11 protein-coding genes are annotated in these 11,563 nt (G+C 63.0%); 7 read left to right on the top strand and 4 right to left on the bottom strand.

Features of this window, described 5'->3' with window-relative positions; all coding sequences use genetic code 11:
• The first annotated feature begins 78 nt into the window (after positions 1 to 78).
• The 3 genes from BTHE68_RS05235 (at position 79) to aceA (ending at position 4,089) form a co-directional block, all read left to right on the top strand.
• Positions 79 to 348 carry an acyl-CoA-binding protein gene (locus BTHE68_RS05235; RefSeq protein ID WP_162065433.1) on the top strand — a complete coding sequence of 90 codons (270 nt, stop codon included), beginning with the start codon at positions 79 to 81 and terminating at the stop codon, positions 346 to 348.
• Positions 349 to 802: 454 nt separating this feature from the next.
• Positions 803 to 2,443 carry a DEAD/DEAH box helicase gene (locus BTHE68_RS05230; protein ID WP_162065432.1) on the top strand — a complete coding sequence of 547 codons (1,641 nt, stop codon included), beginning with the start codon at positions 803 to 805 and terminating at the stop codon, positions 2,441 to 2,443.
• 338 nt (positions 2,444 to 2,781) lie between these two features.
• Entirely contained in the window at positions 2,782 to 4,089 is a 1,308-nt protein-coding gene (gene aceA, locus BTHE68_RS05225) for an isocitrate lyase (RefSeq protein ID WP_162065431.1), read from the top strand.
• A 123-nt stretch (positions 4,090 to 4,212) separates the two neighbouring features.
• Here aceA and BTHE68_RS05220 read toward each other — a convergent pair whose 3' ends face one another.
• A complete protein-coding gene (locus BTHE68_RS05220) occupies positions 4,213 to 4,647 on the bottom strand; it encodes a universal stress protein (RefSeq protein WP_061124593.1) in 435 nt (144 codons plus the stop codon).
• Positions 4,648 to 4,760: 113 nt separating this feature from the next.
• Entirely contained in the window at positions 4,761 to 5,663 is a 903-nt protein-coding gene (locus tag BTHE68_RS05215; protein WP_162065430.1) for a LysR family transcriptional regulator, read from the bottom strand.
• 138 nt (positions 5,664 to 5,801) lie between these two features.
• Here BTHE68_RS05215 and BTHE68_RS05210 point away from each other — a divergent pair, with 138 nt between their 5' ends.
• The 3 genes from BTHE68_RS05210 to BTHE68_RS05200 all read left to right on the top strand — a co-directional run bounded on the left by BTHE68_RS05210 (position 5,802) and on the right by BTHE68_RS05200 (position 8,706).
• Positions 5,802 to 6,602, top strand: coding sequence for a haloacid dehalogenase type II (locus BTHE68_RS05210; RefSeq protein ID WP_162065429.1), 801 nt, complete (start codon positions 5,802 to 5,804; stop codon positions 6,600 to 6,602).
• A gap of 79 nt (positions 6,603 to 6,681) precedes the next feature.
• Positions 6,682 to 8,292: a malate synthase A gene (aceB, locus tag BTHE68_RS05205; protein WP_162065428.1), complete on the top strand. Its 1,611-nt coding sequence runs from the start codon at positions 6,682 to 6,684 to the stop codon at positions 8,290 to 8,292.
• 153 nt (positions 8,293 to 8,445) lie between these two features.
• The gene (locus BTHE68_RS05200; protein WP_035503563.1) at positions 8,446 to 8,706 is read left to right on the top strand and encodes a hypothetical protein; all 261 of its coding nucleotides are present in this window, start codon (positions 8,446 to 8,448) and stop codon (positions 8,704 to 8,706) included.
• A gap of 18 nt (positions 8,707 to 8,724) precedes the next feature.
• Here BTHE68_RS05200 and BTHE68_RS05195 read toward each other — a convergent pair whose 3' ends face one another.
• Positions 8,725 to 9,015, bottom strand: coding sequence for a putative quinol monooxygenase (locus BTHE68_RS05195; RefSeq protein WP_162065427.1), 291 nt, complete (start codon positions 9,013 to 9,015; stop codon positions 8,725 to 8,727).
• A gap of 464 nt (positions 9,016 to 9,479) precedes the next feature.
• Complete coding sequence (bamC, locus tag BTHE68_RS05190) at positions 9,480 to 10,688, bottom strand: NlpB/DapX family lipoprotein (protein ID WP_162065426.1); 1,209 nt, start codon at positions 10,686 to 10,688, stop codon at positions 9,480 to 9,482.
• 407 nt (positions 10,689 to 11,095) lie between these two features.
• On the opposite strand from bamC, the gene BTHE68_RS05185 reads away from it, so the two are divergent.
• Positions 11,096 to 11,557 (top strand): DUF2844 domain-containing protein, encoded by a 462-nt coding sequence (locus tag BTHE68_RS05185; protein ID WP_162065425.1) that lies wholly within the window; start codon positions 11,096 to 11,098, stop codon positions 11,555 to 11,557.
• Positions 11,558 to 11,563 lie beyond the last annotated feature (6 nt).

The raw sequence follows: 11,563 nt of genomic DNA, 5'->3' as shown, positions 1-11,563 counted from the left end.
GGAGGAAAGCCTCGACAGGCCGCGCGAGTGCGGCTTGCTAAGATCGTGCGGTCCTATTTCGAGAAGAACGGAGAACGCATGACCGACATCGACCAGCAATTCGCGCAGGCCCAGACCGACGTCACCCAACTGCCCGAACGGCCGGGCAACCTCACGCTGCTGCGCCTCTACGCGCTCTTCAAGCAGGCGAGCAGCGGCGACGTGCAGGGTGAGAAGCCGGGCTTCACGGATATCGCCGGCAAGTACAAGTACGAAGCATGGTCCGCGCTGCAGGGCACGCCCGCCGATGACGCCAAGGCACGCTACGTCGAACTCGTCGAATCGCTCAAACGCGGCGAAGCAGCCTGACGCCTGCGCGTTTCCCGCCGCGCCGTCCCGTGCCCAGGGATGGCGCGCGTACGCGTCAAAATGTGGCGCAGTGCAGCAAATTCGGATATACTAGCGGCCAGCGCTTCACTGTGAGTCGGCTGCTTTCTGGCAAAGCCTCACGCAGCAAGGCGCTTCGTAGCGTTTTGCTCCAATCCAGTTTAGAAACTGTCCCCTCCCTGCTAGGCCGTTGCGCGGTTGTCTTGCGCGCAGTTTTCCCGGCCCGTCATGCATCAGGCTGACGCCAGCGCCCGTCGTTCTGTTCGAACGATCGAGCCTGTCGAATCCGATACAGCTTCTAACAAAGATGCTCGCCGCACGTTCGCGCGAGTAGCCCCCGTTTTTCGATTTGCTCGCTGTTTCTTCGCTCGCTGAATCCAACGACTTGGGTATGCCGATTGGCGCCGACGCCTTATTTCCCGTTTCAAGGATCGACATGACTTCGAGCTTTACCGCTAGCCCGTTGGACAATCTCGCAGCAACCATTGGCATTCCCTCCCCGGCCGATACCCCGGCGACCGAAGCGCCCGCCGACAAGCCCACCGGCCCCAGTTTCGAATCCCTCGGCCTGTGCGCCGAAATCGTGTCCGCGCTGACCGGCGCGGGCTACCAGAACCCGACGCCCGTGCAGCAGCGCGCGATTCCCGCTGCGCTCGCCGGACGCGATCTGCTCGTCTCCAGCCCGACCGGTTCGGGCAAGACGGCGGCGTTCATGCTGCCGGCCATCGAAAAATTCTCGCAACTGCAAAAGCAGGAAGCGCAACAGCCGCGCGAGCCGCGTGATGCGAACGCCCGCGGCCGCCGTCCGCAGCCGGTCGCCCGTCCGCGCCTGCTCGTGCTGACGCCGACGCGCGAACTCGCGATGCAGGTGTCCACCGCCGCGACCACGTACGGCAAGCACCTGCGCCGCCTGCGCACCGTCAGCATTCTCGGCGGCGTCGCCTACGGCCAGCAGCTGATGCTGCTTGCGAAGAACCCCGAGATCCTGGTCGCGACGCCGGGCCGTCTGATCGATCACCTCGAACGCGGCCGCATCGACCTGTCGAACCTGAACATGCTCGTGCTCGACGAAGCCGACCGCATGCTCGACATGGGCTTCATCGAAGACATCGAGCGCATCGTCGACGCGACGCCGGCTTCGCGCCAGACGCTGCTCTTCTCCGCGACCATCGACAGCAAGATCACGTCGCTGACCGGGCGTCTCCTGAAGGATCCGGAGCGCATCGAGATCGTGCAGAAGCTCGAAGCGAGCGGCAACATCGCGCAGACCGTGCATTACGTCGATGACCGCGATCACAAGGATCGTCTGCTCGATCATCTGCTGCGCGGCGAGGGCCTCGATCAGGCGATCGTCTTCACGGCGACCAAGAGCGACGCCGACCTCATCGCCAATCGTCTCGCGGACGCGGGCTTCGAATCGGCCGCGCTGCACGGCGACCTGCCGCAAGGCGCGCGCAACCGCACGATCCGCGCGCTGCGCGAGCGCCGTGTGCGCGTGCTGGTGGCAACCGACGTCGCCGCGCGCGGCATCGACATTCCGGGGATCACGCACGTCTTCAATTACGACCTGCCGAAGTTCGCGGAAGACTACGTGCACCGTATCGGCCGTACGGGTCGTGCGGGTCGCAGCGGTACGGCGGTCAGCCTCGTGCATTACGCCGAAATGGGCGCGCTGAAGCGCATCGAGCGTTTCGTGCGTAACCCGCTGCCGGTGAACGTCATTGCGGGCTTCGAGCCGCGCAGGGCGCCCCCCAAGGGCGGTTTCGGCGGCGGCGGCGGCCGTGGCCGTCCGGGCGGCGGTAACGGTGGTGGCCGGCGCTTTGGCAGCGGTAGTGGCGGCAACAGCGGCAGCGGCCGTGGCTACGGTCCGGGCAACGCCGGCGGCTACGGCAACAAGTCGAACGCCGGTGCGCGCGAAGGCGGCGGCTATCGTAGCGGCAATAGCGAAGGCGGCTATCGCGGCGGCAACAGCGAAGGCGGCTATCGCGGCGGCAATCGTGAAGGCGGCTTCGGCCAGCGCGACGGCTACAGCGCGCGCCGCAACGACGGTCCGCGCGCCCCGCGCCGCAGCAGCTAAGCGCGATCAGGAAGCGGCGCCCGCGCCGTTTCTCTACGCGACGAAAAAAACCGATGCCTCGTGCATCGGTTTTTTTTCGTCCCGTCTCCATATTTCACGATGTGCAATGCCCTCTTGCGTCGCAAAAGATGTGCTGCGCGGCACAAACCGGTGCGTTGCGAGATAGAAAAAGACATTCCGCAATACGATATGAAGCGCGTATCTCACTGATTTATATCGATTAAATTTATCATAAAAACTCCATACGAGGGGTGTTTCGGCAAGGTGTGTTTGCCTAGACTCTTATATAAGAGTTATCGACTCACCTATTCGTCGTTCCAGTCTCAAGGAGAAGCGCCATGACCTCACGTCAACAACAAGCTCAGCAACTCCAGCAGCAATGGGAAACCGATCCGCGCTGGAAAGGCATCAAGCGCGGCTACTCGGCGGATGATGTCGTGCGTCTGCGTGGCTCGGTGCAGCCGGAACACACGCTCGCGCGCCGTGGCGCCGAGCGCCTGTGGGCGTCGATTCAGGAGGAGCCGTTCGTCAACGCGCTCGGCGCGCTGACCGGCAATCAGGCGATGCAGCAGGTGAAGGCCGGCCTCAAGGCGATTTATCTGTCGGGCTGGCAGGTGGCCGGCGACGCCAATGTCGCGGGCGAAATGTATCCGGACCAGTCGCTGTATCCGGCGAACTCGGTGCCGCTCGTCGTGAAGCGTATCAACAACACGCTCACGCGCGCCGATCAGATTCAATGGTCGGAAGGCAGGAATCCGGGCGATGAAGGCTACATCGACTATTTCGCGCCGATCGTGGCCGATGCCGAAGCGGGTTTCGGCGGCGTGCTCAACGCATTCGAACTGATGAAGGCGATGATCGAAGCCGGCGCCGCGGGCGTGCACTTCGAGGATCAACTGGCGTCGGTCAAGAAGTGCGGCCACATGGGCGGCAAGGTGCTCGTGCCGACGCGCGAGAACGTCGCGAAGCTGTCGGCCGCGCGGCTGGCGGCGGACGTGTGCGGCGTGCCGACGCTGCTCATCGCCCGCACGGACGCCGAAGCCGCCGATCTCGTCACCTCCGACGTCGACGACAACGACCAGCCGTTCCTCACCGGCGAGCGCACCGTGGAAGGCTTCTTCCGCACGAAGCCGGGGCTCGCGCAGGCAGTTTCGCGCGGGCTCGCCTACGCGCCGTATGCCGATCTCGTGTGGTGTGAAACCGGCAAGCCGGATCTGGAATACGCGAAGAAGTTCGCCGAGGCGATCCACAAGCAGTTCCCGGACAAGATGCTGTCCTACAACTGCTCGCCGTCGTTCAACTGGAAGAAGAATCTGGACGACGCGACCATCGCCAAATTCCAGCGCGAACTGGGCGCGATGGGCTACAAGTTCCAGTTCATCACGCTGGCCGGCTTCCACGCGCTGAACTACTCGATGTTCAACCTCGCGCACGGCTACGCCCGTTCGCAGATGAGCGCGTTCGTCGAGTTGCAGCAGGCCGAGTTCGCCGCCGCCGACAAGGGCTTCACGGCGGTGAAGCATCAGCGCGAAGTGGGCACGGGTTACTTCGACGCAGTGACGCAGACGGTCGAGAAAGAGTCGTCGACGACCGCGCTGCACGGCTCGACCGAAGACGAGCAGTTCTTCGACAAGAAGGTGGCGTAATACCGCAGCAGGCAGGCTGAATCAGGGAGAGTGGTGAAAAGAAGCGGCGGCCGGGCGCATGCAGCAATGCGCCCGCGCCGCCGCTCAAACGAAAGCGCATCGCGTGCGCTTCCGTTTGAGGTTTCAGCGGTAAACGATGACCGGAATCTTCGTGTGCGTCAGTACGCGCTGCGTTTCGCTGCCGATAAGCAGGCTTCCGAGACCACGGCGTCCGTGCGACGCCATCAGAATCACGTCGCAACCGTTTTGCTCCGCCGCTTCGATGATGCCGATGTACGGCGCGGCATCGATGCTCGTCACGCTCGCGCACGGCACGCCGGCGCTTTCAGCGGCACGCTCGACCGCGCGCAGATGCTCGCGCGCTTCGTTCTCGGCGCGCGCGTGGAAATCGTCGGGCGGCTCGACGGCGACATCGGCGAATGGCGAGTACGGGTATTGAGGCAGGCACGCATAGGCCGTGATGCGCGCGCCGACGGATTGCGCGAGATCGATCGCGCCGTCGATGGCTTTTTGCGAAAGCTCGGAGCCGTCGGTCGGCACGAGGATGTGTTTGAACATGGCGTCCTCCGCAATACGTGTAGGTGCGTGGTTCCATTGTAGTAACGGGCACGCAGGCGAAGAAAAGTTTCGATGCCTGCGCGTGACGATGTGTCGCTAGGAATCCGAAACGTCTATCCCCAATACCCTGTCGCGTTATACGTATGCTTGAGCAGATCGAGAAACAATCGCACGCGCAACGGCAAGTGTCTTCGTTGCGGAAACACCGCATGAATACCGATGGGCGGCGCGGCGAACCCATCGAGCACGCTCACCAGGCGCCCCGCGCCGATATCCTCGCCGACTTCCCACCACGAGCGCCAGGCGAGGCCGCGGCCTTCGAGACACCATTCGTGCAGCACCGCGCCGTCGGAGCATTCCATCGTGCCGGAAACCTTGATCGTCACGACCTTGCCGTCCTGCCCGAACACCCAGCCGCGCTGCTGATTGGCCGACGCGCCGAGCGCCAGACAATTGTGATGCGCGAGCGCCGCGAGATCGGCGGGTTTGCCGCGCCGCGCGAGATAGTCCGGCGACGCGACGCACACACGCCGGTTTTCCCCGAGCTTCAGCGAAACGAGCGACGAATCCGGCAGCTCGCCGAGCCGTATCGCGCAATCGAAACCTTCGTTGACGAGATCCACCATGCGATCGGTCAGATCGAGACTCACCGACACATCCGGATGCAGCGTCGTGAACTTCGGCACGAGCGGCGCGACGTGGCGTCGCCCGAAACCCGCCGGCGCCGACACGCGCAGATGCCCGCTCGCCTTCACGCCGCCGGCCGACACGCTCGCCTCCGCGTTCTGCATGTCGTTGATGATGCGCTGACAGTCCTCGAGAAACGCGGAGCCTTCGAAGGTGAGCGTGATCTTGCGCGTCGTGCGAACCAGCAGCTTCACGCCGAGCCGCTCTTCGAGCGCGTCCAGCCGGCGTCCGATGACCGCCGGCGCGATGCCCTCCGCCTGCGCTGCCGCCGACAGGCTGCCTTTCGCTGCGACCGAGGCGAAGGTTTCGATCTGCTTGAATCGATCCATGCGTGTTCGTCTTCAATGTTCCGGCTTGCGCACAGATTAGGTAAGTAAAAGTAAAAGATCAAGTGATTCGACGAGTCTTTTTCCATCACTCAGATCACGAATACAATCGATTCCGACCTCTAAATGGAGCGCACGGCTATGTCGGCCATAACGACACACGCATCGTCCCGATTCCTCAACGCTCCCCGCGCAGTCATCTTCGACGCTTACGGCACGCTCTTCGACGTGCATTCGGTCGTCGCGGCCGCCGAGCAGCTCTTCCCCGGCCACGGCGAAGCGCTCTCGCAGCTCTGGCGTCAAAAGCAGATCGAATACACGCAGTTGCGCACCCTCGCCGATCCGGCTGGCGCGCATTACGAGGCGTTCTGGAACATGACGATCGATGCGCTGCGCCATGCCGCCGCGCGACTCGATCTCGCCGATGCGCTGACCCAGCCCGCCGAAAAGCGGCTGATGGACGAATACGCGTGCCTGTCCGCGTTCCCCGACACGGTGCCCGCGCTGCGCCAGTTGCGCGAGCGCTTCGATATGCCGCTCGCGATCCTTTCGAACGGCAATCCGCCGATGCTCGACATCGCCGTGAAAAGCGCCGGAATGACCGGACTCTTCGATCACGTGCTGTCCGTCGATGCCGTGCGCGCCTATAAACCCGCCGCCGCCGCGTATGCGCTCGGCACGCGCGCGTTCGGCGCGGCGGCGCGCGACATCGTGTTCGTGTCGTCGAACGGCTGGGATGTCGCCGGCGCGACGTGGTTCGGCTACACGACTTTCTGGATCAATCGCGCGGCGCTGCCGGTCGAAGAACTCGGCGTCGCGCCGCACGGCAGCGGGCGCGGCATGGCCGAACTCATCGCGTTCCTCGAGAGCGGCTGCGCGCGGCAGGACATTCCGCTCGCAAGCCGTCGCACGGGCGGCGGGCGTCGTCCGCCCGGCGTCTGATGTCATCACTTTTTTATCGCAGTTTTATCGCTGCAAGCGAACCACCAGCAAAACCGTCTGACCGACCAAGGAGAAAACCATGACGCATCCATCGAATCCGCTTTCGCTTCCGAAAGGCATGGAAATCTCGGCCGATATCAAGCCCGGCTACGAGACCATCCTGACGCCCGAAGCGCTCGCGTTCGTCGCGTCGCTGCATCGCCAGTTCGAGCCGCGCCGCCAGCAACTGCTCGCTGCGCGCGTCGAGCGCACCAAGCGTCTCGATGCGGGCGAGCGTCCCAACTTCCTCGAAGACACGAAATCGATCCGCGAAGGCGACTGGAAAGTCGCGCCGTTGCCGCAGGACCTGCAATGCCGGCGCGTCGAAATCACCGGCCCGGTCGAGCGCAAGATGATCATCAACGCGCTCAACTCCGGCGCGGATTCGTACATGAGCGACTTCGAGGATTCGAACGCGCCGAACTGGGACAACCAGATCGTCGGCCAGATCAACCTGAAGGAAGCGGTGCGCCGCACGATCACGCTCGAACAGAACGGCAAGTCGTACAGGCTCAACGACAAGATCGCGACGCTGATCGTGCGTCCGCGCGGCTGGCATCTGGATGAAAAGCACGTGAGCGTCGATGGACAGCGCGTGTCGGGCGGCATCTTCGATTTCGCGCTCTTCCTCTTCCACAACGCGAAGGAACTGATCGCGCGCGGCAGCGGCCCCTACTTCTATCTGCCGAAGATGGAAAGCCATCTCGAAGCGCGTCTGTGGAACGACATCTTCGTCGCGGCGCAGGAAGGCGTGGGCATTGCGCGCGGCACGATCCGCGCGACGGTGCTGGTCGAAACGATTCTCGCCGCCTTCGAGATGGACGAGATCCTGTACGAATTGCGCGAGCATAGCTCGGGGCTGAACGCGGGCCGTTGGGACTACATCTTCTCGGCGATCAAGAAGTTCAAGAACGACACCAATTTCTGCCTCGCCGACCGCGCCAAGATCACGATGACCTCGCCCTTCATGCGCGCCTACGCGCTCGAACTGCTGAAGACGTGCCACAAGCGCAACGCGCCGGCGATCGGCGGCATGTCCGCGCTGATTCCGATCAAGAACGACGCCGCCGCGAACGACAAGGCGATGGGCGGCGTGCGCTCCGACAAGGCGCGCGATGCGAGCGACGGCTACGACGGCGGCTGGGTCGCGCATCCGGGCCTCGTGCCGATCGCGATGGAAGAGTTCGTGAAGGTGCTCGGCGACCAGCCGAACCAGATCGGCAAGCAACGCACCGATGTGCAGGTGACCGCGCACGACCTGCTCGACTTCCGCCCGGAAGAGCCGATCACCGAAGCGGGCCTGCGCAACAACGTGAACGTCGGCGTCCACTATCTCGGTTCGTGGCTCGCGGGCAACGGCTGCGTGCCGATCCACAATCTGATGGAAGACGCCGCGACCGCCGAAATCTCGCGCTCGCAGGTGTGGCAGTGGATTCGCTCGCCGAAGGGCAAGCTCGACGATGGCCGCAAGGTCACCGCCGCGATGGTGCGCGAGATCACGATCGACGAACTGGAGAAGGTGAAGCAGGCCGTCAGCGCGTCGGGCGCCGACACGAAGCCCTACGAACGCGCGGCGAAGATCTTCGAGGAGATGTCGACGTCGGCGCACTTCACCGAGTTTCTGACGCTGCCGCTGTACGAGGAAATCTGAGCGTTTCGAGGGTTTTGACGCACGACGAAAAAACGGCCCTCGGGCCGTTTTTTCGTCTGGCGCGCCTCATGGATCGAGCACGGCGTGTGCTACATTGCGCATCGTCTTTTCAATGATTCAACCGTGGAGCGCACTGACCGTGCGAACGACAGCATGAGCAATATCCAGCTCGATATCGAATGGACCGAAGCGGCATCGCGCAAGATCGAAAAACTGATGCCGCGCAACGTGAACAAGGACTCGTATCTGGCGCTGCCGCCCGTCGAATGTCTGCCGATGGAAGGCGACGTGCTGTTCCTCGGGCCGTCCGGCAAGCAGCAGCCGTTCATCGTCGCGGAGCGCCAGTATCATCACGACGGCGACGCCGACTGGACCATCATCCTGATCCTCGACGTGCCGCACGAAACGCACTGAAGAAGGTCCGCGGTTCCGTCAGAGAATCTTGCTTGCGACACGGACTTCGCCGTGCTCGTATAGATCCGGCGCTTTGGCGCGAAACGTCTGAATATGCGCCGATTCGCCGTGCTTCGCGAGCGCGGCCTCGCTTTCCCAGCGCTCGACGAAGATAAAGCGCCGCGGCTCCTTGATGTCGCGGTGCAAATCGTACTGCAGCGCACCCGGTTCCTTCCGCGTCGGCTCGACATTGGCTTCGAGCACGAGCCTCAATTCCTCTTCCTTGCCCGGCTTGGCGACAAAAATCGCGACGACGGCAACTTCCGACATATGCGTTCTCCTGTTTTCATGAATCGATGAAAGCACGAGCATAACCGCGCGCGTCGCACGCCGCCGAAACGATCGGCTCGGACAGCCAAAGAAAAAGCCCGCGTTCCAAGCGAAACGCGGGCAAAAACCGTCGCCCTACGAGGATAGGCGACGGGGCCATCGGGGTTCGCGCGTAGCGAACCAATCGTCTTTTGATGTCGTGCGAAGCGTGGGTACAACCGCGTCTTGAGGTCGCAGAAACCGCGTTTTGCGCCATTGATGCAATGTACTGTTCGCGCGGTCATTTCTATAAGCTTTTGCGCACATTCCGCGATAGAAAGAATTGTCTGCGCAATTCGCCGGTCAGTCTCGCATTTCTGTGCACGCTGAAGAGAATCGTTTGCGCGCCCGGCGCGACAGTGAAGGCGCAAAAAAACCGCCTCGAAAAGGAGGCGGTTTTTCGTGATGCGGCTGCCGCGAAACGATCAGCTGATCTGGTCCGCGAGGAGAGCCATGATCTGCCGCGCTTGCGGCGACGAATCCAGGTTGCCCTTGTCATCGACGACCGCGATGCGCGTTTGCTGCTCGGTCACCGCGCGCACGTTGACCTGATATTGCTTCGCCTTCATTTCCTTGCGGCCGTGGAACACCTGGCTCCAGAAGCCCTGCTCGGCCGATGACTTGTCGGTCGGATCGACGTAGCGCACGTAGTAGACGCCCTTCGCACGGTCGCGATCGTCCACCGTGAAGTTGGCGCGATCGAGCGCCGTGCCCACGCGCAGCCACGCGCGGTCATACGCTTCCGGCAAGGTCAGCTCGGAGGTCGTGGCCTCGGGCACCGCCTCGTTTCTGATCGGCGAATTGCCCGCATTCGTGACGTTCTGCGCGGCGACCGATGCCGCCTTCGAATCGCCGCCCTTCGCAGCCTGGGCACCCGCTGCGCCCGCTGCCGGCACATCGAGCGGCGTCGCGCCGCCCGGAGCGGTGCGCTGATCCGCCATCGCCAGCGAGGACAACAGGCGCTTCAGGTATTCGTTTTCGAGCGCCGGATCGTTCGGGCGCGCCTGCCACTGGCTCGAATCGTTGTTCACGCCGGTCAGCGCTTCGCGCATGCCCTTCTGGCTGATGAACACGTAGGTGCCGCCGCTGGGCGCCGCTTCGAGGCGCGTGCGGTACTTGTTGCGCTCAGCGGTGACATACGAGTTGCCGGTTGCCTTGGAGAGCGTGTCGCGGATCAGGCCGTCGGAAATTTGCGGATGGGTTTCGTTCCAGTCCGTTTCCATCACGCCCTTGTCGCGCTGATCGACGACCAGCAGAAAGCCCTGCTCCTGCCAGAAGCGACGAACCTGCGGCCACACCTGATCGGGCGTCTTGCCGTCGATGACGAGCCAGCGCTCGGTGCCGTCGCGCTGAACGCGCATGCCCGACACGGGCGGCGCCACGGTGGGCGCGTTCGGTGCGACTTTCTGAATCTGCTGCAGATCGGAGAGCGTTGCCTGCCCGCCCTGCGGCGGCAGCGAACGCTGGTCGGCCGCTTCGTCGAGCAGATTCGGCGGAACGGCGAGAGACACCTGTTTCGAACGCTGATCGCTCTTGTAGTTGAACGCGTTGGGATTGGATGTGCCGCATCCCGCCACGATTCCGGCCACCGCGAAAAGCGCAGCCATGCGCCTGGTTACACGAAAATCTGTCATTTGGAAAATCCTTCCGCTACGCCACGGCCGTTCTTCCGTGGATCAACCCGCTATTTTACCGGTCCGGCGCGTAGCCGTGAAAAAAAGAGCGCCGGGCGGCCGTGGGCCACCCTTTACGACATGTTTCCTGCCTAACGACGCAGACAGCGGACTGCGGTCATGAATCAACCCATCTGAAATTTGTATTTAAGTCGCCCCACATCGAATTGACAATTTATGACAATCACGAAAAGCAGCAATTCGATTTTTCTCGATTCTTAACATGTTGATTAGTCGATGTTTTTTGCGCGCCTCGCCGGAATCTGGCCGCATCCCGCCCGCTCGGCGCGTCGTATCAATTTGTCGCGCCTTCATCTTAAAATTCCATCGCAACAATAAGAAGAATCCTAATTACCTGAGAGAAAGCGATGACAAAAATCAGAATTCCTCACTATACGGCGGCGGCCCTGGCAATCCTCGCGATCGGCACGACGACGTCCGTTCACGCTCAACTCGGCGCGTCCGGGCGCGCCGCCAGCGCGTCGCGGAGCGATGTCATGCATCGGGCTCAGAGCGGCCTCGTGCGATATCACGAGACGACCGACGCGCACGGCATCGTCGTGCGTGAATACATCGATTCGAGCGGCGATGTGTACGCCGTGTCCTGGCGCGGCCCCGCGATGCCCGACGTGCAGACGCTCCTCGGCACGTACTTCGAGACCTTCCGGCAAGGCGCGAACGCGTCGGTCGGTGAAGCGGGTCTGCACACGGCGCGCGTCGCGCAGGGCGATCTCGTCGTCGAAAATCGCGTGCGGCTGCGCGAGTTCAGCGGCCGCGCGTGGCTCGCAGGCGACCTGCCGCCAGGCGTGAACACCACGGATATCCAGTAGGAGGAC

The organism is Burkholderia sp. THE68 (assembly GCF_009938265.1).
Taxonomy (GTDB): Bacteria; Pseudomonadota; Gammaproteobacteria; order Burkholderiales; family Burkholderiaceae; genus Caballeronia.
The sequence above is the reverse complement of the archived record's forward strand: the minus strand, read 5'-3'. Positions and strand labels throughout refer to the sequence as shown.